The following is a 24,122-nucleotide window of genomic DNA, read 5'->3' as shown; positions in this document are numbered from 1 at the left end:
AGGAGCAATCAAATACTTTATTTGCAATTATAACCTTGAAATGAAAGCATTACATTTTTAGGACTACCAAAAACTGATACTAAAATAGCTCAAACAAATGATACTCGAAAAACTCGAAGACGCCCACAAATTTAAACTTTGGAAAAGTAATCTGATTGCTAATGGCTTGAAAATCAATAAAGTAGATGAACATTATACTCGCCGACGCTACAATGGTGAAGTGCTTTTTTCGTTGTTGATGCTCGATGCCGAAACGCCCGAAGGAGATAAAATTCCACCGATTTGTTTTCTAAAAGGAGAGGTTGTGTGTGTGCTGATTTGCTTGATAAATAAAGAAACACGTGAGAAGTTTTTGCTTTTGGTAAAACAACGCCGAATTGCCGAAGGTGGCTTTACATACGAGCATCCCGCAGGAATGGTTGATGGCACAAAAACACCACTCGAAATAGCTGTACAGGAAGTAAGAGAAGAAACAGGCTTAGAAATTTCGGAAAGTCAACTAATGGATTTGATGGACGGAAAAAGAGGTTTTCCTGCTACTGGAACGAGCGATGAGGCAATTTATTTGTATGCTTGTGAAATAGAAATGACTACCGAAGAAATAGCCTCCATGAATAATAAAGAAATGGGAACTGACTACGAATTTGAGCGAATCACAACTCACGTAGTGCCATTTGTAGAAGGGCATCGAATGATTAATAACACCAATGCCCTTCTGCTTGACTATATGTATTTGACAAAAGTCAGAGACTTTGAAACTTTGAAAGTTCTGAGTTAAGAATTCTGAGTTCTGAGTTGGATTTACTCATCAAAAACTCAGAACTCAAAATTCAGCACTCTAAACGAGTTTCCAACCTGGACGATACTGACGTTGTACGAATTGGTTCGCTTCGTCGAAGTTCGTGATTTTCATATTTGTTCCGTCCCAAAGGAGTTTCTTACGACCGTCGTAGTTGAAGCCATTTTTGCCGTTTGATTTACGAAGCATATAACTACGAATCGCTAAGTTACCCATCAAAACTGTTTCGGTTAATGGCCCAGAGTAATCGAATGACGACGAAAGTGCCTTATGCTCTTTGCTATTGAAACCTGTCTTACAAGCCTCTGCCCACGAAATTTGGTGTCCATGTTCAGGTAGTGGTTTGAAGTTCGGGTCAGGAGCAGGCATTTCTATTTTTTCGCCATTTTTCAAGTATATTTTTGGTGTATTTCCATAAGTACCGCAAGTCATGATACCTTTTGTTCCAATCATGATTACACCATTTGAGCTATCTGCTTCGGCCAAAGGCTCATTGGCAGGAATCCACTCTGGGTGGAACGGACGAATACCGCCGTCAGTCCAATACATCGTTACTGGTGTGTTATTGCGTTTGGTAGCAGGGAATTTGATTTGTACGCTCGATGATGGCGGACAACCCTCTGGATTATATTCTGCTTGCCAATCTTTCAAGAATACTTGTCCAACGCTACATTCTACTTCAGTTGGGTAGCCCAAACCTAAAACACGGAAAGCTGGGTCAATCAAGTGACAACCCATGTCGCCTAAAGCACCAGTACCGAAATTCCACCAGCCACGCCATTTGAAAGGGTGATAAAGTGGGTGATAGTCAACGTATTGGGCTGTTCCGATAAATAAATCCCAACCTTTAGCATCCATTGATTCAATCAAAGGTGGTTTCTCAGTCGGCAGCGGATTTCCTTGTGGCCACACTGGGCGATTTGTCCAGATATGCACATCGCTTACTTTTCCGATTAGGCCTTTATCGAGCCAATCCATCATTACTTTTTGAGTAGGGTTAGATGAACCCTGATTTCCCATCTGCGTAACAACTTTATACTGGCGAGCTGCTTCAGTTAGTTTACGAGCTTCATAAATATCGTGCGTGAGTGGTTTTTGCACATATACGTGCTTGCCCATTTGCATACAAGCCATAGCGGCAACTGCGTGCTGGTGGTCAGGTGTAGAAATGGTTACGGCATCAATATCACCTTTCATTTCTTCGAGCATCACCCTAAAATCTTGGTAACGTTTAGCATTGGGAAACTTATCGACACTGCCTTTAGCACGGGCAAAGTCCACATCACAAAGAGCCACTACGTTATTTACGCCATTGTTATAGGCATTGGCAATATCTGAGCCTCCTTTACCACCTGCACCTATTGATGCAATATTGAGTTTGTCGCTTGGAGCGATGAATCCTTTACCCAGAACGTGGCGTGGAACAATAAAAAAGCCACTGGCTGCAATGGCAGAACTTTTAATAAAACTTCTTCTGCTTGTTGATTTATCTTGCATTTTGGTAGATTATGAAATAGGTTGAATATTGAAATCAAATCTAATAATAAAATAGTAAATAGTTGTATAGACAAGACAAAAAAAGACGAACTCTGTGAAAAGTTCGTCATAAAGAAAGATTTTGTAGGCTTCGTTTTTAGTTACAAGAAGTGGTGTATTCGAGCAAATGTTTATCGAAATTTGTCCAACGGTGGTCGCTTTTTAGTTTTGCTAATAAAGCTGGACAATCTTTATAAAGTCTCAGATATTCGTCGTCATATTCTTTTTTCTTGATTTTTTCGGCTACTTCATTGCCAACTTGTACATAATACGATTTGTCATCGCCACCTGCCATTGTGATACCCGCTACGCCAAAACGCATACTTTCTTGGGCTCTTGGGTCATGAAAAACCTTGATTTTACTTGAAAACGATGGGTTTACCATTTGCATCAGCAGGTCTTCGGTATCGTTTTTAATCTTTACTTTTACTTTCTCGAAATACGCATAACCTTTATTGATGATGTCCATGTTTACATCGTTGTTTTTCCATTTTTGAGCATTGAAACTTTGTTCCATTGCATTTGCCAATTTAAAATAACCGCTGGCAGGCAAATACATAGTTTTAATGTCTTTTGGTTCGTATGTTTTTTTCTTTTTTTGGCCAGTCGGCAAAATCGTTACTTCTTCGATAAGCCCTTTTTTACGGTCGAGGTCATCAATAGTTCCTTCTACTTTTGAACCATCTTCTAAATAAATATAGGCAACTTCTTTACCCGAAAAACGGTCGAATGCAGGAATGAATGACTGAGCCAACGAGGCCAACGAAATACAACTAAACGAAGCAAGCAAGAGGATAATTTTTTTCATAAATAATGAAGGTTTGGATGAGAAAATCCAATGTTAATGCTTTTTGGCTATAATGTCAAAATTTTAAGAAATCAATGTTGGTTTTATTTATCAAAAGGTTGAGATATTCATTATTTCTTAACTTTCACAATGCCTGATTTATATAGCATAAGTGCTTGTTGGAGAACTTCGTCGATGGTTTCGATGGGTAAATCTTCGCTTGGGTCGAAGAACATAACTTTGATTCTCGAACGCTTTTCGGCAATGAGTGCAGGATGGTCCAGTCGATGTCCTTCAACCATTCCTAAGTAGGGTAGCTTGTCTTTTTTTCTGATTGATAAATAACAAAAAATCTTTTCTTTATAGCAGAAAAAAGGTATTTGGTACTTCCAAGCGGGCTTTAGGGTGGTATCTTGTGCCAAAATAATTCCGCTCAAAGCCATAAGGCAGCTTTTGAGCGGTTCGTTGAGTTGGTGATAGAAATTATCAAGCTCTTTCATGCGTTTATGGCTATGAAAATATCTACTTCGGCATCGGTAGAGTTTTGTGTTTTTTCTCCATAAACCTCAAAATCTGCTGTGTAAACTCTCGGAATATCCGAATTCCAGATTTTCAACCATGCTTCAAATACAATTCCTTGCATGAGATTTCCTTTGGCAATGTGCTTCTGATAATTGCCAGTTGCGATAGTTTTACCTGTCATTCCTTCTGGGATTTGCTCCAAAGTACTCACTTTGCACCCCAAAATGGTAGTGTAGGGCTTGGTATGGTCTTTTTCGTAATCGGTATAAATATAATAGAGTGTTTGGTCGATTTTGTTTGGAATCTGCTCAATGATGTTTTCTGACATGAATTTTTGCCAAAGTGTAGGAATATCCTGTGCTGCCTGATTGTTTTCGTTGGTGGTGCGAATGGCAATGCCTATAACGTTGAAAGAGTCAATTTTTTGCTTATCCATTTTTGCGAAATCGTTTGATTATTTCACAAAATTGGCATCGTTTTTTGACAGCCTTATGTCAGGGGTGGGCAAAAATTTTTGCCGACAAATTTCAAAATATTCTTCGAGTGTAATTTTGTGTGGTTCAAATTTATCGGCTCGAATAGTAAGCGATTGAATACGGTCGAGGCGGAAAGTACGGAAATCTTTCCGTAACCTACACCACGCAATCAGAAGCCAGTTTTCTTGCGTACTGTAAAGGGCAAATGGTTCAATGATTCGAGTTGTAGTTTGCTCATTATCAGGCGAATAATAAGCAATATCAACTAAGTTGAAATTAGTCAGAGCCATTTGGAGGGTTGAAAGATAATTACTCGTGCGGTCGTGTTGTGTATTTTGGCGAAAAACAATTCTTTTTGAAAGTAATTCGGCTTTATCTTTTGTCGTACTCCGTAGAACTGCCTTTACTTTACTGACGGCTTCGGTATATTCTTTTACAAATGACGCATCTTTATTTTTTAAGATAAGTTGCTCGGCCGTAATCAAGGCATTTGCTTCGGCCTCAGTAAACATCACGGGTGGCACTCGATAATCTTCCACCAACGAATAGCCTCGTCCTTCTTCCGTAAAAATCGGAATGCCCGCTTCTTCCAAAGCCCGAATATCTCGATAAATCGTACGAATACTTACCCCAAATTTTTTTGAAATTTCGGTGGCGGTCAATATCCGTTTGGTCTGCAAAAGTGTAATAATTGCAGTCAATCGAGAAAGCCGTGAAGTTTCGTTATTGGGCATAGGAAGAAGTTGAAATTTCATTGCCGTTAGGTTTTAACCAACGGAAAAATAAACAGGCGAACATTTCACACCCAAGCCTTCCGCAAAAATCTCAACCAATTTCCATGGAAAACCTTTTCAATGTCTTGCTGTGAATACCCTCTTTTGGCGAGCAAACCTTGCAGTTTTTGTAAGTCGGCAATCGTTTCGAGGTCGGTTGGTGTTTGTTCGGTGCCGAAACAGCCATCTAAATCGCTACCGATGGCAATGTGGTTGGCATTGCCCGCAATTTGGCAAATATGGTCGTAGTTATCAATCAATTTTTCGAGCGTAACGCCACGTTCTTGGGGCGTATCTTTGCCACGAGTCCAGTTGGGTACGAGCATCCACGCATCAAGCACGCCGCCGATTACCGCTCCACGCTCAATCAAAATCTTTATTTGTTCGTCGGTTAGTTGGCGTTGGTAGTCAACCAAAGAGCGGCAGTTGTGGTGGCTTGCCCAAACATTCCCTTTGAATATATCGAGTGCTTCGGTAAAACCTTCGTCAGTAAGGTGCGTTACATCGAGAATCATATTCAGATTATCCATTTCTTTCACCAATTCTCGTCCCATTTTAGTCAACCCGCCCGACATCGTTGTGCCTGGGGCGTAGCGTCCTGGGCCGTAATGGGCAGGGCCACACGCACGCAAGCCATAGGCGTAGGCTTTTTCTAAATATGATAAATTGATGAGCGAATCTGCCCCTTCGAGGCTCAAAATATAGCCAACGGGCTTGGTTTCGTTTGAAATACTTTCATCTTGCCAAAGTTTGAGGTGGGCTTCTAAAGCCGAAAGGTTTGTAATCTGCACCATTTCGCCCAAATCTTCCATGGCTTTATACCACGCCAGTTGTGCTTGTGTAATTCCCCACGCAATTTCGGGTGAATTATAGCCAGTAATTACGCTATCGGGAGCAACGTAGCGAGCCAACTGCGTAGCTACCACCAAGCCAATATTTCCTTTGCGAAGTTCGGGCAACGAAACCACGCCATTGCCTCGGTCGGGTTTATCGGTTAGCCCTTTTTCTCGGTTACGGATTTCAAAAACAGATTTTCGATAGTCACGATTCCACTCGATGGCGTTCATCGCAATGTCCAGATGGGCGTCAATAATAAGCATAGTTTTGTTGTTGAATTAAGAAGCCCGAAATTAGGGAAAATATAAACAGACACAAAACGAATTGTGATTTTGAGATTGATGCGAGCTATTTTGTGAATAGAGTATTCCAAAGACTTATTCAAAATATAATCAGCAAAATGTTTGTATTTATAAACCGAACGGTTTAATATTGTTTCATGTTTACAAAATCAGACATAACACGGCAATCTATTATTGAAAAGTCGGCTCCGATTTTCAATACTAAAGGCTATAATGCAACCTCCATGAGTGATATTTTGCAGGTAACTGGCCTTACGAAAGGTGGAGTATATGGTAATTTTAGTAGCAAAGACGAAATAGCCGTCGAGGTATTTGAGTACTCGATTGGCAAACTAAAAGATGCTTTGCGTTTTAAGGTGAAGAAAGAAAATACTGCCAAGAATAAATTATTTGCTATTCTAAGTTTTTATCGAAATTATAGCATAAAACCCTTAACAGAAGGAGGTTGTCCTTTATTGAATACGGCTATCGAAGCCGATGATAATTTGCCTTTTTTGAAAATGAAAGCCCAAAAAGCATTGGATGAACTACTGGGAAGTTTGGAATATATTATTCAAAAAGGCATACAAACAAATGAATTTAAGGCTGATTTAGATGCTAAGAAAGAAGCTACACTTATTTTTAGTGTAATTCAAGGTGGCTTGATGATGAGCAAACTTTCAGATGACCCCAAGATATTGAACAACCTGCTCGAAGGCCTAAAAAACTCCATCGAGAGCCAATATCTCAATTAATATTTTTTTATAACAAAAAAGACCATTCGGTTTATTTTATTATAAGAATCAATAAACCAAATAGTGTTTAATAAACTAAAGAAATGCCAACAACACAGAGAATAATAGCAAAATCCACAGGAGTTTATTTCAATATATTGGCATATTTGCACCCGCAAAAACTCAGAAAAGATGGTTTTAATTTGTTTTGTACGCCTTTCGCAAGGAAACTAAAACCGCATCACGAAGCCTTCTTAGAAACAGGCAAAGCGGTCGTGTTGCGTGTAGATGGCAATCAGATACAAACTTATCGTTGGGGCAATGGCTCTAAAAAAGTGGTTTTGGTGCATGGTTGGGCCAGCCATAGTTTCAGGTGGAAGTCTTATATAGAAGCACTGGTTAAAAATGATTTCACGGTTTTGGCATTTGATGCTCCCGCTCACGGAAATTCCACCGGTAAAATCATGAATCTCGTGATTTACGAAAGGGCATTATCGGAGTTTTTGAGAATTAATACCGATACTTGGGCAATTATTGGGCATTCGATTGGGGCTTTTGCAAGTACATATTATTTAAGTCTAAATCCCCAAAGTCATATCAAAAAAGCCGTAATTTTAGCTGCTCCAGGTAGCGTAGAGGAATTTTTTGAGTTTTATAGGCAACAACTTGGTCTCTCTGCCAAAGCCCTTAGATTGATTATTGAGCAATTTGAAAAAGAAATAAAGCATAAACCTTCGTACTTTTCGGCAGTTGATTTTGCTCAGAAGATTCAAACAGAAGCTCTGATTATTCATGATAAAACCGATAAATCAACCAAATACACCGACTCCGAAAAACTTAGCCGTGCGTGGGTTGGCTCGACGCTCAAAATTACCGAAAGACTTGGGCATGAATTGAAAAATGACGACTTATTGCAGGAGATTATTAAGTTTATAAAATAAGCAAAACTATGCCACACGTACTTATTATTCATGAAGTAGAAGACTACGGAATTTGGAAAAGAATATTCGATAATGCCGCTGAAATCAGAAAAGAGGCCGGCGAATTATCGTACCAACTCCTTAAATACGAGCAAGTTGATAATAAAATTGTTCATTTTTCGGTTTGGAGTTCGCTCCAAAATGCCAAGCAATTCTTTGAGTCACCTAAATTAATACAAATCAGAAAAGAAGCAGGAGTAAAAACTCCAGAATTTATCTATTTGGAGCAGTTAGAAGTCGGAATTTTATAATCTTCAAACACTATGAAAAATATCCTTTCAGTAATAATAACAGCCGTTTTTCCACTTTTTTCTTTCGCTCAAAAGCTAACTTCAGCTCAGCAAGACTCGGCTTTTGTAAGAGAAAACTTTGTAAAGCAAGAAGTGCTGATACCGATGCGTGATGGAGTAAAATTATTCACGTCAATCTACATTCCTAAAGATATTTCGGCATCAAATCAATATGCATTTTTGATGCAGCGAACTTGTTTCGGTTCGATGCCCTATGGAAAAGATGCTTATACTTCGAGGTTATATTATTCAAGACCAATGGCTCGTGAAAAGTTTATTTTTGTGAAACAAGACGTGCGTGGCAGGTGGATGTCGGAAGGTGTATTTACTAACATGACCCCCATAATCGATAATAAAACCAAGCCAACTGATATTGATGAAGCTTCGGATACTTATGATACTGTTGAGTGGTTACTCAGAAATATAAGCAATCATAATGGGAGAGTGGGCCTTTATGGTATTTCGTACCCTGGATTTTACGCTATTTCGGGTGCTTTGAGTGGGCATCCCGCCATCAAAGCAGTTTCGCCACAAGCACCAGTTTCTGATTTTTACTTTGAAGATTTTCATCATAATGGAGCTTTTGTGTTGGGAGTGGCCTTTGCTTTACCCATTTTTGGTGTTCAGCACAAAAAGCCCACGAGTAAGGCTTGGTTCGATATGCCCAATATTAATTCTGAAAATGGTTATGATTGGTATAAGTCAATGACACCGCTAAAGAACTTGGATAAATTATATGCCGAAAATTTCTTCTGGAATGAAATAGTGCAACACCCCAATTATGATGAATTTTGGCAAAAGAGAAGTGTAATTCCACATCTAAAAAACTCGAAATCTTTGCCAGCAATGCTCGAAGTGGGCGGCTGGTTTGATGCCGAAGATATGACGGGTGTATTGGATATTTATAAGACCATTGAGAAAAATAAGCCAAACACAACCAATACCTTGGTAATGGGGCCTTTTGGGCATGGAGATTGGTCGAGAGAAAAAGGGCATCATTTGCAAGGAAATATTTATTTTGGTGATAGTTTGGCTACTTTCTTTCAGAAAAACATTGAGCTAAGTTTCTTCAAGCATTACCTAAAAGACACTGAAAATAAAGTAGCAAAACTCCCCGAAGCATATCTTTTTGATACAGGAAAAAAAGAATGGCAAATTTTTGATAAATATCCTGTCAGTAATACCAAGAAAGTTGATTTCTACTTAGCGGCCAATGGAAAATTGACCAATATCTTGCCTCAGAAAGGATTTCGAGAATATGTTTCTGACCCTCAGAATCCAGTCCCGTATGCCGAAACCGTAAAAGAAACCGTAGATTTCTTACCAGATTATATGAGCGATGACCAACGATTTGTGGCTGGACGTGCTGATGTTTTGACTTTTGAAACAAACGAATTATTAGAAGACATCACATTTACAGGCGAAATAATGGCTCACTTGAAGTTTTCTACCACAGGTACCGATGCTGATTTTTTCATAAAACTCATTGATGTATATCCCACAAACGAACCCAATAGTGCGTTTACGCCACCAAATATTAAATTGGGAGGTTATCAGCAAATGGTGCGAAGCGAAATAATGCGAGCCAAATATCGAAATTCATTTGCCAGCCCCGAGCCTTTGGTGGCAGAAAAACAGACTGATTTAGATTTTAAATTACAAGATGTGCTGCACACTTTTAAAAAAGGCCACAAAATAATGATTCAAGTCCAATCGTCGGCTTTTCCGCTATTTGATATGAATCCGCAGAAATATGTGCCAAATATCTACAAAGCCAATGAAAATGATTACCAAAAAGCAACGCATAAGATTTTTAGCGAAAGCAAAATTTCTGTTAATGTTCTAAATTCAAAATAATATGAAGTTTTCGATAGATAAATCAATTGAAATGTTGGAGCGTACGCCATCGGCAATTAGTCATTTATTGCAAGGACTTTCGCCCGAATGGACTTCTGTAAATGAAGGTGGCGAAACTTGGAGTGTATATGATGTGATTGGGCATTTGATTCATGGCGATAAAACCGATTGGATGGCACGAGCAATACTTATTCTATCAGATAATTCGGAGAAAACCTTTAAACCTTTCGATAGATTTGCTCAATTTGAAAGCAGCAAGGGAAAATCATTGGCAGAATTATTAGCAGAATTTATAATCATACGGAGTACTAATATTGAAAAACTAAAAAGCTTAAATATAACTGAGCAGGATTTGTGCAAAACAGGGGAGCATCCGATATTTGGCACTGTAACTTTGAGCCAATTATTGGCCACTTGGGTAACTCACGACCTCGACCATATTTCGCAAATATCAAGAGTAATGGCAAAACAATACAAAGATGAAGTTGGTCCGTGGATTGAGTTTTTGAAAATATTGAGGTAAGCAATAAAAGAGCTTTTTTAAATGAATATTGCCACATACAGTTGAGTAAAGGACAAAAATACCTAAATTTGTATCTTTAATCTTTGTTATGAAGCGATTCTTTTCAGTATTTATTGCGTGTTTTTTCAGTGTAATGGTTCAAGCTCAAACCCCAAAACGAGAGTTTCGTGGGGCTTGGATTGCCACCGTCAATAATATAGATTATCCTTCAAGCAAAAGCCTAACATCGGCTCAACAACAAGCCGAGTTTATTAAAATACTTGACCAACACCAACAGGCAGGCATCAATGCCGTAATGGTGCAGATTCGTACCAATGGCGATGCTTTTTATCCTTCAGAGTTGGCTCCGTGGTCGGAGTATCTGACCTCTAAACAAGGCAAAGCCCCTGAGCCATTCTACGACCCAATGGCATTTATGGTGGCCGAGTGCCGCAAACGTGGCATTGAGTTTCATGCGTGGTTTAATCCCTATCGGGCAGTTCCTAATATCAATACCACCGTTTTAGATGCCAAACATGTAGCCGTAAAGCACCCTGAGTGGCTTTTGCCCTACGGAAACCTGCGTGTGCTTGACCCTGGAAAACCCGAAGTAATCAAGCACATAACCGAGGTAGTGATGGAAGTAGCTACCAAATACGATATAGATGGTGTGCATTTCGATGATTATTTTTATCCGTATCCATCGACAGGGCTAACAATCAACGATTCGGCAACTTATAACAGAAATTCGAGAGGAATTTTAAACCGAGCCGATTGGCGACGAGACAATGTAAATATTTTGGTAAAAACCATTGCCGATACCTTGAAGGCTGTGAAACCGTGGGTAAAGTTTGGGATTTCACCTTTCGGAATTTGGCAAAATAAAACTACTGCACAGCCGTTGGGTTCGGCTACGAGCGGTTTGCAGAGTTACAGTGATGTTTATTGTGATTCGAGACTTTGGTTGCAGAAGGGCTGGGTAGATTACATTGCTCCGCAAATCTATTGGAATATTGGTTTGGCAGTGGCCGACTTCTCAATATTAGTGCCGTGGTGGGCAAATAATGTTTTCGACCGCCATCTGTACATAGGTCATGCTGCTTATCGAATCAACGCCACAGATGTAGTTGCATGGCAGAATCCTTCTCAGATGCCAACCCAGATTCGCTTGGCCCGAAGCACCGCCAAAGTACAAGGAAGTATTTTTTATAATACCAATACACTCAATAAAAATCTACTCGGTTTTCGAGATTCCTTGATTACGAAGCTTTACAAAACGCCCGCATTAATGCCACAGATGTTGTGGAAAGATGCTGTTTCGCCTGATTCTCCTAAAAACCTTACGGCAAATTTGACTGATAAAGGCCTACAAATCAAATGGCAAAAACCGATAGTTGGTGTATCTGAGATGGAGAAAATCAGAGGCTATGTTCTCTATCGCTTTGCTGATAGCGAAACCGTAGATATTACAAACTCGGCGGCAATCAGAGGCATTATTTATAAAGATACAACGGCATTTTCTGATACTGATATTGCTCAACAAGCAATTCGCTATACATACGTGCTTACGGCGTTCGACCGCTTGCATAATGAGAGCTTAGCTTCGAATATGGCTTCTGTGGCTATGGTAACTGGCATCGAAGACAATGAAGTTTTCACGGAAGCTAAGTTGAACCAGAATGCTCCCAACCCGTTTGATGATTATACAAAGATTACCTACAAGCTGGAAAGAGCCAGCCATGTTTCGCTCAAAATTTTTGATATAATGGGAACCGAACGTAGCCGATTAGTTGATGAATATAAATCGGCAGGCGAGTATAGCTACGACTTTCATAATCTCAATTTAGAGACAGGCGTTTACTTTTATAGCTTACAAACACAAGGTGGTATTACGGTAAAGCGAATGATTGTGATTCGTTAGTTACACCTCCTTTCTCTTACTTCAAAACCCCATACTGGGGAAATGCTTCCTCGTTTTTCTGCAATATTTCCCCAAAAACACCACGTTTTTAGGGTGGTATAAATCTTTTGTTATTTCGGTCACACTCTAAAACAAAAGAAACACAATGAAAAAATCAATCAAACTTATTGCTGTAATGTGTGCCTTAGGCGTTTTTACCCTCACAAGTTGCTCACGTAGCGAAAAGAAAGAAGCTGCCGACGACATTCAGGATGCACAAGAAAAAGTAGAAAATGCTGCTGACAATACCGCTACCGCAGTAAAAGATGCCGCTAACGAGACTGCCGATGATATTGAGGCTTCTCGCAAAGAACTGAAAGCTAAAATCGAAGAACGTCGTGAAAAGATAAATGATGAATTAGATGAATTAGATGGAAAAATCAAGAAAGCGACCAGCAAAGAAAAAGCAAAGTTGGAAACTCGTCGTGAGAAATTGAAATCTAACTTAAAAGAGCTTGATAATGACATGACCGAAATCGGCAAAGACATCAAGCGTGACTGGAAACAGTTTAAGCGTGACCTCAACGATAAGATTGACGCCATGCAAGAAAAAATTGAAGAGTAAGTGGTTGTTTTTAAGTATATATAATAGGTAAAATTCGGAAAGAGCCGTGCGTTTGCATGGCTTTTTTTTATGCCCATTTGTGTGGCACAAGCCGCTCTGCATTTAAACTACGTAAAGTGTAAAATATCTCAAAATGGGGAGGTATTTCCACGTTTTTTACTTCCCATTATACATGATGCGTTTTTGTAAGTAATTGATTTTTAGTTAGTTATGTCTTTTTTGTGAGTTTTCGTTATCAAGGTATGATATTTTTTAGTAGTAATGTATCAAACTAAATTTTCACAAACCCAAAAGAAAACTAATCATGAAAGTAAATAGAATCATAGCCATCACGTGCGTAGGTGCATTGTTGGCTTTAAGCACAGAACCTTCGTTTGCACAAACAAAAAAGAAGACTCCACTTAAAAAATCACAGAAGGGGGCAGTCATCGGTGCAGGCTCAGGAGCAGTCATTGGTGGTATCATCGGAAAGAACAAAAATAACACTGCCATTGGTGCAATCATTGGTGCAACGGTAGGCGGAGCAGCAGGAGCAGTCATTGGCGATATAATGGACAAAAAAGCTGAGAAACTCAAAGAAGGCTTAGGCGAAAATGCTAAAGTCGAGAGAGTAGGCGAAGGCGTAAAACTCACAATGGATAATAACCTTCTGTTTGATTTTGGTTCTTCGGTGTTATTGCCAACCACTAAAACCAGCTTGAGAACTGTTGCTGATAACTTAAAGAAAGATACGCAAATCGAGCTTTTGGTTGAAGGTAATACCGATAGTGTAGGCTCAACCGAATTTAACAAAAGATTGTCAAAAATGCGTGCCAGAGCTGTGAGTAATTTCTTGATAAGCGAAGGTATTGCAAGTAATCGAATCAAAACCGTAGGTATGGGCGAAGGTAATCCGATTGCCAGTAATAGTACCGAAACGGGTCGCCAACAAAACCGCCGTGTAGAGATTGGAATCTATGCCAGCGAACAAATGAAAAAAGAAGTAAGCTCGCCAGTGAGTTTACGATAAAGAATACATTAGATTTAGAAATAACTGCTAAATCACTACAACAATCAAAAAACACTCATCAACAAACTTTTCACTAAAACAAACAACGAAACATGAAAAATAGAATCATAATCACAGCTTTTGTAGTAGCATTAGGTTTTTTTCAAGCTACTAAATCTGATGCCCAACAGGCTCGTTCGGGAATCAAAGGCGGTTTTAACGCCTCAAACCTTTATATTGATAATATCAGCGACCGAAACCCTCGCTATGGCTTTAATGTGGGTTTATTTACGCAAGTACCGCTCATCAAGGGAGTTTTGTATCTTCAACCCGAAATCGGTTATTCGACTAAAGGAACAACTGCTCGATACAATATCTTGAATACATTTCAAGGCGAAACAACATTCAAATTAGATTACGCCGAAGTGCCGCTCTTACTTACCTACAAAATCGGTAATGTGATTGATATTCAGGCAGGTGCATACGGTGGATACTTAGTCAATGCTTCGACCAAAAGTAAATCAGATAATGGTTCGTCGAGCGAGATTTTGCTCAATCGAGATAATTACAAAAACTTTGATTACGGTCTATCGGCTGGTTTGAATATCTATTTTGGCAAACTGATGGTAGGTACTCGCTATAATCATGGCTTGCAACAAATCGCTAATACCGAATCGGCCCGCACATTTTTAGGAGATTCTAAAAACTCAGTTGGGCAAGTACATATAGGATTTACTTTTTAAGCATAATAGTGTGGGCCAAAATGGCTCACACTTTACCCAAAACAACTGACTATTTTTAATTATTACACACACAAAACTGTTATCAATCATGACAAACACAAAAGAAGAATTATTGAAAGAAGCGGCTCAACACAAAGCCGAAACGCTTGAGAAAAAAGTTGATGTAGCGAAAGCCGAACTTCAAGAAAAAGTTGATGAAGCAAAAATCGGAGCAGTAGAATTGGCCGAGAAAGCCCAAGATAAATGGGAAGATTTGAAAGATGGTATCAAAGAAACTTGGGAAAAAGCCAAAGATAAGGCTGACGAAATTGGCGATAAAGTAGCTGATAAAGCCCAAGAGATTAAGAAAGACATCAAAGAAAAGCTTGATTAATTCGGCTGAAATATCTTCTCAACAAAAATCCCCAAGATGATGATTCTTGGGGATTTTTGTTTGGTTTCGAGTTTCAATCAGTAATATTAAATGTGGATTTAGTTGCTTTAAAATTGTAATGGCATTTTGAGTAATCCTGATAAGAAAACTTTTGCTGTGTAAATTTGGGTAGCGAAGCAGCAGTACTTAAATCAATACGCTTTCAATCTTGCGTATATCTAAGGGCTTCTCAATAAAGCCATCGGCTCCCAGGGCCAACGCTTGTTCACGTAGCGAACTAATGGCTGTAATCATCACGAGCTTAGCATTTGGGAGTTGCTGCCTAAACGATGCGATACGCTCAATGCCTGTACCGTCGGGTAGGTTATTATCCAAAAAGATTAATTGTGGTTTTTCAGAAATTAGTTTTTCAAAACCATCGGCTAAAGTATGCACTTTAAGCGAAGGTATTCCGAATTTTTTAAGTAGCATCCCCAGCAGAAGACAAGTGTCTAATTCATCATCTACTATCAATGCCTTCGGATAAAGTTTTTTAAATCCATCCTCATTCATTTCATTATACTTGTTAATAGAGAAGTAGTTTGTAACAGCATTCAAACGGCTAATGTTCAACAAATTATTAGTGTCAATTAAACATTTATTTAAATGAAAATAAGAGAAGTATCTGATATAATCAAAATAAACATCGCTTATTTATGAATGAAGCCTAAAAAATCATGCCACCCCAAATATGATATTTTATATGTGTGTCGGGATGATTCCCATATTGTAGAAAATGTACCTCGAATCAGCCCACTTTATAAGCTAAAATCAACTGGAATAGTCTTTTTATGATTATTACCAAACAGCAATGTTTTTTATATAATTTCAACACAATTCTAAATTACAAAGACAATGACAAAGAATTCAAAAATCATCATAGGAGTAGCAGCAGCGGCTGCGGCTGGAGCTGCAATTGGTTTATTATTTGCTCCCGAAAAAGGGTCGAGTCTCAGAGAAAAAGTGCGTGAAGTAGCCAATAATTTTGCCACTGATTTATTAGACGCAGTTCAGCGTGGAGGCCGCCAATACAGCGACTCGGTAGAAAATATCGAAGATTCGGCCAAGCGTTTAAAATCAAAAGCAGTTGGTAAAGTAGCCGAAATCAAAGACCGTTTTCAAGAAAATCTTGATGATGCAAAAGATGCAGTGGTAGCCTAATAATCAATAAATTTGAGGCTGAGTGATGACATAAGAGGTTGATTGGTAGTGCGTTATGTGTCATCGCTCAGCTTCTTGATTTTACAAACACAACAAAATTATGCAAGTATTAGAATCTGCCAACGAAATTAAGGAACGAGCCACCGATTGGTTCGATGCCGTAACCGAATATGCCGAAGCTCGCTGGAATTTAGGCGTTTTAGATTTTTCTGAAAAGGCTGCTAAGGCTGTTTCAAACCTTGCATCGGCTCTCATTATTGGTGTTGCGGGTGGTTTAATGATGCTTTTTCTGAGCTTGAGTTTGGCATGGTACATTGGCCAAAATCTCAGTAATCTGCCCTTGGGTTTCTTGATAGTAGGCCTGATTTACGGATTTTTGGGTATAGTATTATTCGCCATCCGAGAGAAATTCATCAAATTGCCAATCATCAACACTTTTATCCGTAATTTCTACTATGAAAAATAATATCCAAACCATTGATGATTTGAAAGCCGAAAGAGCCAGACTTCATAATCAGATGCAGCTATCGAAAATAGGCATGAAAAACGATATTGCGGCTATCAAAGAAGAACTAAACCCTGCTCGACAAGCCGTTGGAGTCTTAAACGACGTATTCACCTCGCCCAAAAAAGGTTTACTGACCTTAGGCATTGGCTTAGGCGTTGACGTGGTTCTAAGACGAACTATTTTGGCACGTGCGGGTTGGCTTCCGAGATTAGTTGTTCCATTTTTAGTGCGTAATGCTGCCACTAATATGGTTCAAAAAAACGGAAAAACTATTGTTGAAAAAGGGCTGATTTGGCTTAAAAATGTAACCGAAAAACCGATTACTCATCAGAAGGACTGATTGGAAAGTATTTGTAAATCAACGACTTATCTTTTAATAGGTAAATAACTTAGTTCGAGCCAAAACTTACTCAAGGTTTTGATGGCATCGTTTAAACCCTCATACGATGAAGGTTTGGTCATGAAACAATTTGCTCCCAGTTCGTAGCATTTCTCAATATCTTGCGGAGCGTTTGAAGTTGTCAGAATCACCACCGGAATCCGCCTTAACTCAGGGTTATTTTTAATAAGTCTGAGTGTTTCTCTCCCGTCCATTTTGGGCATATTCAAGTCCAATAATACAAGCCCAACCGAAGTGTCTTTCTTCTGATTTTGAAGATACTCCAGTAGTTCTGCACCATTTTTTAGGTAAACAGTTTGGTTACTAAACTTGGTGTCATTGAAAATCGATTTCACTAAGTACAAATCGTCTTCGTCATCGTCACAGATTAAAATAGAGGCGTTTCGGTTCATTGTTGTCGAATTTAATAGGGCAAATATACGTGAAATATTGCACCAACATAATCCTTTTTTACTTCGGCAATTATATATCCATTATGATTTGTTACTATTCTTCGGCAAATTGCCAATCCAATTCCAGTCCCTTCGTATTCGTTTTTGTTGTGTAAACGTTGGAAAATCGTAAAGATTTTTTCGCTGTATTTCTCCTCAAAACCGATACCGTTATCCATAAACGTAATCTTATGATAAACCTTTTCTTGCTGCAAAGGCCCGATGCTCGGAATCTCTTCGCCAAACACTTGTTTGTACTTGATTTCAATCACAGGATTTACGTCAGGGCGGCTATATTTCAAGGAATTTGAAATCAGATTATTGAATAACTGAATTAACTGTACTCTAATACCATTTATTGTGGGCAAATGTTTGCTGTAAATCATGGCTTTTTTCTGATATATCAATTCCGAGAAGTCTTCTTTGGTTTCGTTCAAAATCCAATTTAAATCAATTTCATCAAAAACATCATCTTTTACATTAGTAATTCTCGAAAAAGTCAGCAAATCATTGATTAACAATTGCATTCGGCTGGCCGACTGATTGATTTTTAAAATATTATTTTTGGCATCTTCGCTTAGTTCTTCACTTTGGCGGGTATAAAGTCTTTCTCCAAATGCCCTAATTTTTCGTAGTGGCTCTTGCAAATCATGCGATGTGATATAAGCAAATTGCTCCAACTCGGCATTTGTGTGCTCTACCTCAGTCAGTTTATGTTCGAGCGTAGTTTGTAGTGCAATCCTTTGTTTAAGTTCGAGATAAAGCAATCGGAAAAATATGGTCAAAAACGCTAAAGTCACCACCGATAAGCCCAGTAAGTAATATGTCATATTTTTGTCACTTTCTTTCTGGAGGTCGTCTCGTTCTTGAAGCAGATGCTCTTCGTCAGTGTCAACTTTTTGGCTAAGAATACGTATCTTATCCATATAAAATTTCCCTAAATAGAGTTTTAGTGTATCGACCGATTGAGCCTTTCGGATACGCTCAATATTTATTTCCATTGCTTTTAGCCTTAGCTTCGTTATATGCTTTATCGAATCCAGCCGCTTAGCTTGTACAGCATTATCGTTTACTAAAGCAGTAAGTTGGTGCAGGGTAGTATCAATCTTTTCTTGGCTTTCTATATATGGCTTTAGAAAGTCATCATTACCAGTTAATAAGTATCCTCTTTGTCCAGTTTCAGCATCAACCAAAAGTTTTATTAATTCTTTATTTTTAAATCTAACCTGATAAGTATGCGTTACGTCAGCGGTTCGTTTACCCATTTCTTGGAGGTTACTGTACGTTATCCAGCTCAAAAAACTAAGCATTGTGATACTAATCACAATCGAAAACACAAAACTTAATAAAGCTTTTGGAAGCGTAAAGAAGGATAAACTATTGGGGAAAATTTTACCCAATGTGTTGTGGAAAAAATTCTGCATTTTGGGGAATGTTTACGCACTCAATAAATATGACTTTGTATGGCTGCTCATCATTGAATATTCTTTTATCAAGAATACCTAAAAAACGAGGCAATTCTATGGATATTCTGACTTATATCATAATTTTTTTATAAAAATGACTAACTTAGAGGCCCAACGCATTGATAATTAGGTATGTTTTTTTCTATATCAAGAAAACTTAGCCTGTAAAAAAATTATTCCTATGCTCAACTTCATCCAATCACAAAAACAAACGCTCAAGATTTCGCCTTCGCAGATTCAGTTATTGAATTTTTTTCAACTGAACTCGCTCGAACTTGAACAATATATAAAAAATGAATTGGAAGAAAATCCAATTTTAGAAGAAGGAAATAGTCTTAATGATGACCTCGCCGAAGATAATTTCAGCACCGAAGACCGTACCCAAGACTATATGGATTGGGACGAGTTTAATGACGATAACCTACCCGACTACCGCACACGAGTAAACAATTATTCGGATGATGATACTTTTTTTGCCCCAACCCTTGTCGAAAGCATCGGTTGGCGAGAAGAAGTAAAAGAGCAGTTTCATTTATTGGTTGATACCGAACGTCAGCGATTCTTGGCCGACTATTTGGTGGATTCATTGACTGATGAAGGCTATCTTCAAGTAAGCCTTGACTCGTTGGTTGATGATGTTTCGTTTTCGAGTGGAATGTTTGTTGATGATGCCGAAATGCAATATTTGATAGATATTTTGCGTAAACTACAACCCGTGGGTTTAGGCACGAGTAATTTGCAGGAGTGTTTATTAGTACAATTAGAACGCAGTCAATGTCCCAATGCTGCCATTGCCAAGAATTTGGTAAAAGACTATTTCGATGAACTGGCCACTCGCAACTATGATAAATTGAAGCGTTTGTGTACATTTAGCCTCGACGAAATCAAAGAAGCTGTGGCTTTGATAGCTACCCTAAATCCGCAACCAGTGGTGGGTGGACAAGCAGCTACTACTTTGACTGTAAAAGATAATGTGATTCCTGACTACATCGTGACCGTAGAAGGCGAGCTGCTTGAAGTGTCGCTTAATAGTCGAGGAATTCCGCCATTAAGTATCAATAAATCGTATTCGGAGGCTTTGGGTGGTTCTAAGGAAGTAAACAGCTATCTTAATTCTAAAATTAATGCTGCCAATTGGCTCATTGAGGCCATTCAGCAGCGAGAAAGCACGATGCTAAAAACCATGAAAGCGATTGTTAAATTGCAAAAGGAGTTTTTTGTATCGGGGAATGTCCGATTGCTAAAGCCGATGGTTTTGCAAGATATTGCCGACCAAATCAAAATGGATGTTTCGACGGTCTCTCGTGTTACGAGTGGAAAATATGCCCAAACTCCCTTCGGGATTATTCATCTCAAAGATTTGTTTACCGAAGGCATGAAAACTGATAGTGGCGAAGAAGTTTCTAATCGCCAAATCCAATTGGTTTTAGAAGAAATGATTACAAATGAAGATAAAAATAACCCTTTGAATGATTTTCAACTGACTGAATTATTATCACAACGTGGTTATCAAATTGCCCGTCGGACTGTTGCAAAGTACCGTGAAATACTCGGTATTTTACCCTCAACACTTCGTCGAACTTTATAAATTACCCAAAATGAATAACCTCTTTAAATTTACTTAACCTATGGCACAACGCATCTTAATCATCGACGACGACACCGATATTTGCCTATTATTACGTCGATTTTTGAGCAAAAACGGCTATGATGTAGCCATTGCTCATGATGGTACTACTGGGCTGGCCACCTTAGAAACCTTCACGCCTGACTTGGTTTTGACCGATTTTAGGTTGGGCGATATGGACGGAGCAACTATTCTCTTAAAAATAAAAGAAAAGTTGCCGCACGTGCCAGTGCTTATCATCACGGGCTATTCTGATATAAAAATTGCCATCAGTGTCATGAAGCAAGGGGCGTACGATTATATCACAAAGCCCCTTTTTCCAGACGAAATTTTACTGACTATCAAAAAGGCTCTTAGTCAGCCCACACATTATGTGCATATTGCCGAAAACCCCGTTGATACCACCGATGGCACGGCGGTAACCTCGGCTAAAAAAGATAAAAAAGCCAATTATATCTTCGGCGAAGGCCCCGAATCAGTGCATTTATACAAGCAAGTAGATTTGGTAGCTCCGACTAATTATAGTGTATTGATTTATGGCGAAAGTGGTTCGGGGAAAGAAGCCGTGGCACTCGAAATCCATAAACGAAGCAAACGTGCCGCTGGGCCATTTGTAGCGATGGATTGCGGTGCTATCTCGAAAGATTTAGCTGCCAGCGAACTCTTTGGCCATGAAAAAGGCTCATTTACGGGAGCATTAGCTCAGAAAATCGGTCATTTTGAAATGGCCGACGGTGGTACACTTTTTTTAGATGAGGTAGGAAACCTACCCTATGATATTCAGGTTTCGTTACTTCGTGTAGTACAAGAACGTAAAGTGCGAAGAATTGGCGGAAATAAAGAAATGGCCGTTGATGTTCGCCTCATAGTGGCCTCAAACGAACGCCTCATTGAAGCGGCTCGAAAAGGCAAATTCCGTGAAGATTTATACTATCGTTTCAATGAGTTTAGTATTGATGTGCCACCCATTCGTGAACGAAAAGAAGACTTGATACTTTTTGCTCAATTTTTCTTAGAAAAAACTAACGAAGAACTCGGCAAAAAAGTTAGAGGTTTCTCGCAAGAAGTAATGCGAGCATTTCAGGATTATCCGTGGCCTGGCAATTTGCGTGAAATGCGAAATGTCATCCGTCGTGCAACTTTACTTTCTGAGTCAGATGTAGTTGAGGTTGGTACTTTGCCTTTCGAACTCATCAATTATAACCGTTTACTTTTCAATGAGCCAAGTAGCGTAGCACCAGCACCTGTGCAAGATACACCGAGGTATTATTCGCCGCCACAGCCTGTCATGCCAGCACCAGCACCCGCTCCATTACCCACAAAAGTCGATTTGAAATCAACGGCTCTTGATGCCGAGTACGAAATGATTTTGACAGTATTGAAGCAAGTGAAGTTTAATAAAACCAAAGCTGCCGAGGTCTTAGGTATTGACCGAAAAACACTTTATAATAAAATGAAACAGATAAATCTGAATAGTTGAGCAGCATGGATAATTCTAAATTGAGTTGTAGTGCATTTGGGCTTTCGTTGATTGGGAAGCAAATAGAAGGTTTGGTGAAAATCTTACCTCAACTCATCTATGTACTTGACTTACAGAAACGAAAAATAGTTTTTATCAGCGACCGTATCACTGATATTTTAGGCTATTCAAAACAAGATATTGAGCAAATGGGCAATTCGCTGGGGCCTATTATGGTTCATGCCAATATGAAAGATTTTGCGGCTGATATTTCTCAGAAGTTCGACAGAATAGCCATTGGCGAAAACATTGAATTTACGATGGCTTTTCGTCATAAAAACGGGCAAATTCGTACACTAAAAAATACTGCTAATCTCTTACAGCAAAACGCCGAAGGCAAAAATCAGTATATTATGCTGATTGCCGAAGATATAACAGAGCAAATCTTACGTGAAGAAATCTTACAGTTTAAGCAGTTTCACCTTCATAATTCTGAGCGAGTTTTTCAGTATGGCTCGTGGGAAATGGAAGAAGGAAGTGAGTATGTGAAGTGGACTGATGGGCTTTTTGAATTGTTGGGAGTGCCAAAAGAAAGGTTTCCTGATAGAAGAGTTCCTGTTGATTTTTATTCGAGCTTTATTCCGCCAACCGAAAAAGATTTGGTGCGTGCCGAAGTTTATGAAAAGATTGAAGCGAAAATTCCCTACCACGAGATTTCACATTCGATAATCAGTCTTGATGGCGAAACTAAGTATGTGATTTTGAGAATGCACATTTTTGAAACCAACAAGACTTCTATTATTATGGGTACGGTGGTTGACAATACCATCAGCATGAAGGCTGAGAAAGAATACAACGACCAAATGATGCAGCTGCAACGCCAACATACCCAAATGGAAGAAGCCGAAGCTATTTTTAAGTTTGGAAGTTGGGAGTGTAATATCAATGAAGCACATTTTAGATGGTCGGAGGGTTTATTTAATCTGCTCGAATTAGACTCAAATCAGTACCCTCAGAGTATTGTCCCGCTTGATTTTTATCCCAGTTTTGTTCATCCAGAAGACGTGCAACGTGTGCGAGATTACACCCGAAAAGTATTGGCCGAACAAAAAGGCTTCTACGAAATTGAGCATCGTATCATTGATTCGACGGGCGTTATCAAAAACGTGATGCTACGGGCAAGGGTTCAATACGACGAAAATGGCAGAATGCTGAGAGCCGTGGGCGTAACAGCTGATTTGACCGAAATAGAAACCTACCGCCGAGAACTTGAAAGGCAAGTAGCTGCTCTTAATCGAAGCAATCAGGAACTCGAACAATTTGCTTATGTTGCTTCGCACGATTTGCAAGAGCCACTTCGCAAAATCAAGGCGTTTGGCGAGCGTCTCGAAAAAAAATACAAAGACGCCGTGGGCGAAGAGGGGGGCTTTTTTATCGACCGAATGATAAATGCAGCCCAACGTATGAATACGCTCATTGATGATTTATTGACTTATTCGAGAGCATCGAGAGAAACCGAAACACCGAAGCAAATTGCTTTAAATGAGGTTGTGAAGAACGTAATTGATGATTTAGAAATAAAAATTCAAAACGAAAATGCTCAGATTTCGGTAGGGGAATTGCCTATGATTGAGGCACAGGGGGTTCAGATGCAACAGCTATTTCAAAATCTTATCGAAAATGCCTTAAAATTCAAGAAAACAGACCTTTCGCCAGTGGTGCATATCTCTGCCGAAAAGGTTTCAAAAATAGATTATCACAAGATTCCTCAACTCAATCAATCACTCGAATATTATCGGTTTACTATCAGCGATAATGGTATTGGGTTTGATGCTAGATATGCCGACCAAATTTTTGCTATTTTTCAGCGACTTCATGGCCGTACTGAATACGAAGGAACGGGCTTGGGCTTGGCTATTTGCCGAAAAATAGTAGAGTCGCACAGCGGCTATATTATGGCTAAAGGTGAAGAAGGAGTCGGAGCAACTTTTATATTTTATCTACCTACAACAAAAAATAAATAATTAC

The 24,122-nt window shown here is 39.1% G+C and carries 26 protein-coding genes; 17 read left to right on the top strand and 9 right to left on the bottom strand.

What is annotated here, in order from left to right:
- The first annotated feature begins 97 nt into the window (after positions 1-97).
- Positions 98-778 (top strand): NUDIX domain-containing protein, encoded by a 681-nt coding sequence (locus tag IEX65_RS04180; RefSeq protein WP_308424943.1) that lies wholly within the window; start codon positions 98-100, stop codon positions 776-778.
- Between the two features lie 60 nt (positions 779-838).
- On the opposite strand, the gene IEX65_RS04175 is transcribed toward IEX65_RS04180, so the two are convergent.
- The 6 genes from IEX65_RS04175 to IEX65_RS04150 all read right to left on the bottom strand — a co-directional run bounded on the left by IEX65_RS04175 (position 839) and on the right by IEX65_RS04150 (position 5,993).
- Complete coding sequence (locus IEX65_RS04175; protein ID WP_188764752.1) at positions 839-2,296, bottom strand: Gfo/Idh/MocA family protein; 1,458 nt, start codon at positions 2,294-2,296, stop codon at positions 839-841.
- A gap of 136 nt (positions 2,297-2,432) precedes the next feature.
- On the bottom strand, positions 2,433-3,143 hold the full coding sequence (locus tag IEX65_RS04170) for a hypothetical protein (RefSeq protein WP_188764751.1): 711 nt from the start codon (positions 3,141-3,143) through the stop codon (positions 2,433-2,435).
- A 110-nt stretch (positions 3,144-3,253) separates the two neighbouring features.
- Positions 3,254-3,622 carry a DUF1801 domain-containing protein gene (locus tag IEX65_RS04165; RefSeq protein WP_188764750.1) on the bottom strand — a complete coding sequence of 123 codons (369 nt, stop codon included), beginning with the start codon at positions 3,620-3,622 and terminating at the stop codon, positions 3,254-3,256.
- The gene (locus IEX65_RS04160; RefSeq protein WP_188764749.1) at positions 3,619-4,080 is read right to left on the bottom strand and encodes a GyrI-like domain-containing protein; all 462 of its coding nucleotides are present in this window, start codon (positions 4,078-4,080) and stop codon (positions 3,619-3,621) included. The genes IEX65_RS04165 and IEX65_RS04160 overlap by 4 nt, the downstream gene beginning before the upstream one ends.
- A gap of 18 nt (positions 4,081-4,098) precedes the next feature.
- Positions 4,099-4,875 carry a helix-turn-helix transcriptional regulator gene (locus IEX65_RS04155; RefSeq protein ID WP_229250506.1) on the bottom strand — a complete coding sequence of 259 codons (777 nt, stop codon included), beginning with the start codon at positions 4,873-4,875 and terminating at the stop codon, positions 4,099-4,101.
- Between the two features lie 44 nt (positions 4,876-4,919).
- On the bottom strand, positions 4,920-5,993 hold the full coding sequence (locus IEX65_RS04150) for a dipeptidase (RefSeq protein WP_188764748.1): 1,074 nt from the start codon (positions 5,991-5,993) through the stop codon (positions 4,920-4,922).
- Positions 5,994-6,169: 176 nt separating this feature from the next.
- Here IEX65_RS04150 and IEX65_RS04145 point away from each other — a divergent pair, with 176 nt between their 5' ends.
- The 10 genes from IEX65_RS04145 to IEX65_RS04100 all read left to right on the top strand — a co-directional run bounded on the left by IEX65_RS04145 (position 6,170) and on the right by IEX65_RS04100 (position 15,003).
- Positions 6,170-6,766: a TetR/AcrR family transcriptional regulator gene (locus IEX65_RS04145; RefSeq protein WP_188764747.1), complete on the top strand. Its 597-nt coding sequence runs from the start codon at positions 6,170-6,172 to the stop codon at positions 6,764-6,766.
- An 83-nt stretch (positions 6,767-6,849) separates the two neighbouring features.
- Positions 6,850-7,686: an alpha/beta hydrolase gene (locus tag IEX65_RS04140; protein ID WP_188764746.1), complete on the top strand. Its 837-nt coding sequence runs from the start codon at positions 6,850-6,852 to the stop codon at positions 7,684-7,686.
- An 8-nt stretch (positions 7,687-7,694) separates the two neighbouring features.
- Complete coding sequence (locus IEX65_RS04135; protein WP_188764745.1) at positions 7,695-7,976, top strand: antibiotic biosynthesis monooxygenase; 282 nt, start codon at positions 7,695-7,697, stop codon at positions 7,974-7,976.
- A gap of 12 nt (positions 7,977-7,988) precedes the next feature.
- Complete coding sequence (locus tag IEX65_RS04130) at positions 7,989-9,872, top strand: CocE/NonD family hydrolase (protein ID WP_188764744.1); 1,884 nt, start codon at positions 7,989-7,991, stop codon at positions 9,870-9,872.
- 1 nt (position 9,873) lies between these two features.
- Entirely contained in the window at positions 9,874-10,395 is a 522-nt protein-coding gene (locus IEX65_RS04125; RefSeq protein ID WP_188764743.1) for a DinB family protein, read from the top strand.
- Positions 10,396-10,483: 88 nt separating this feature from the next.
- Positions 10,484-12,295, top strand: coding sequence for a family 10 glycosylhydrolase (locus tag IEX65_RS04120; RefSeq protein WP_188764742.1), 1,812 nt, complete (start codon positions 10,484-10,486; stop codon positions 12,293-12,295).
- A 145-nt stretch (positions 12,296-12,440) separates the two neighbouring features.
- Positions 12,441-12,899, top strand: coding sequence for a hypothetical protein (locus IEX65_RS04115; RefSeq protein WP_188764741.1), 459 nt, complete (start codon positions 12,441-12,443; stop codon positions 12,897-12,899).
- 304 nt (positions 12,900-13,203) lie between these two features.
- Positions 13,204-13,908, top strand: a complete 705-nt coding sequence (locus IEX65_RS04110; protein WP_188764740.1) for a YiaD family glycine zipper/OmpA-like lipoprotein — start codon at positions 13,204-13,206, stop codon at positions 13,906-13,908.
- 92 nt (positions 13,909-14,000) lie between these two features.
- The gene (locus IEX65_RS04105; RefSeq protein WP_188764739.1) at positions 14,001-14,630 is read left to right on the top strand and encodes a porin family protein; all 630 of its coding nucleotides are present in this window, start codon (positions 14,001-14,003) and stop codon (positions 14,628-14,630) included.
- 88 nt (positions 14,631-14,718) lie between these two features.
- Positions 14,719-15,003 carry a YtxH domain-containing protein gene (locus IEX65_RS04100; protein WP_188764738.1) on the top strand — a complete coding sequence of 95 codons (285 nt, stop codon included), beginning with the start codon at positions 14,719-14,721 and terminating at the stop codon, positions 15,001-15,003.
- A gap of 186 nt (positions 15,004-15,189) precedes the next feature.
- Here the strand turns inward: IEX65_RS04100 and IEX65_RS04095 are convergent, their stop codons facing one another.
- Positions 15,190-15,555: a response regulator gene (locus tag IEX65_RS04095; protein ID WP_188764737.1), complete on the bottom strand. Its 366-nt coding sequence runs from the start codon at positions 15,553-15,555 to the stop codon at positions 15,190-15,192.
- A gap of 342 nt (positions 15,556-15,897) precedes the next feature.
- Between IEX65_RS04095 and IEX65_RS04090 the strand changes: the two genes are divergently transcribed.
- The 3 genes from IEX65_RS04090 to IEX65_RS04080 all read left to right on the top strand — a co-directional run bounded on the left by IEX65_RS04090 (position 15,898) and on the right by IEX65_RS04080 (position 17,051).
- Positions 15,898-16,203, top strand: coding sequence for a YtxH domain-containing protein (locus IEX65_RS04090; RefSeq protein WP_188764736.1), 306 nt, complete (start codon positions 15,898-15,900; stop codon positions 16,201-16,203).
- 100 nt (positions 16,204-16,303) lie between these two features.
- Positions 16,304-16,669 carry a phage holin family protein gene (locus IEX65_RS04085; RefSeq protein WP_188764735.1) on the top strand — a complete coding sequence of 122 codons (366 nt, stop codon included), beginning with the start codon at positions 16,304-16,306 and terminating at the stop codon, positions 16,667-16,669.
- Positions 16,659-17,051: a hypothetical protein gene (locus IEX65_RS04080; protein WP_188764734.1), complete on the top strand. Its 393-nt coding sequence runs from the start codon at positions 16,659-16,661 to the stop codon at positions 17,049-17,051. Before IEX65_RS04085 ends, IEX65_RS04080 begins: the two co-directional genes overlap by 11 nt.
- A gap of 26 nt (positions 17,052-17,077) precedes the next feature.
- Here IEX65_RS04080 and IEX65_RS04075 read toward each other — a convergent pair whose 3' ends face one another.
- Both IEX65_RS04075 and IEX65_RS04070 read right to left on the bottom strand, forming a co-directional pair.
- On the bottom strand, positions 17,078-17,503 hold the full coding sequence (locus IEX65_RS04075) for a response regulator (RefSeq protein WP_188764733.1): 426 nt from the start codon (positions 17,501-17,503) through the stop codon (positions 17,078-17,080).
- Between the two features lie 11 nt (positions 17,504-17,514).
- The gene (locus tag IEX65_RS04070) at positions 17,515-18,966 is read right to left on the bottom strand and encodes a sensor histidine kinase (RefSeq protein WP_188764732.1); all 1,452 of its coding nucleotides are present in this window, start codon (positions 18,964-18,966) and stop codon (positions 17,515-17,517) included.
- Positions 18,967-19,189: 223 nt separating this feature from the next.
- On the opposite strand from IEX65_RS04070, the gene rpoN reads away from it, so the two are divergent.
- From rpoN to IEX65_RS04055, 3 genes are read left to right on the top strand one after another with little or no spacing between them, the layout of a single operon-like run.
- Complete coding sequence (gene rpoN / locus IEX65_RS04065; RefSeq protein ID WP_188764731.1) at positions 19,190-20,596, top strand: RNA polymerase factor sigma-54; 1,407 nt, start codon at positions 19,190-19,192, stop codon at positions 20,594-20,596.
- A gap of 40 nt (positions 20,597-20,636) precedes the next feature.
- Entirely contained in the window at positions 20,637-22,115 is a 1,479-nt protein-coding gene (locus IEX65_RS04060; RefSeq protein WP_188764730.1) for a sigma-54-dependent transcriptional regulator, read from the top strand.
- A gap of 5 nt (positions 22,116-22,120) precedes the next feature.
- Positions 22,121-24,118 carry a PAS domain-containing sensor histidine kinase gene (locus IEX65_RS04055; RefSeq protein WP_188764729.1) on the top strand — a complete coding sequence of 666 codons (1,998 nt, stop codon included), beginning with the start codon at positions 22,121-22,123 and terminating at the stop codon, positions 24,116-24,118.
- Positions 24,119-24,122: the final 4 nt, after the last annotated feature.

The sequence above is a fragment of the Emticicia aquatilis genome (assembly GCF_014644295.1).
GTDB lineage: Bacteria > Bacteroidota > Bacteroidia > Cytophagales > Spirosomataceae > Emticicia > Emticicia aquatilis.
Note: the sequence above shows the minus strand (reverse complement) of the source record. Positions and strands in the feature narration are given on the sequence as shown.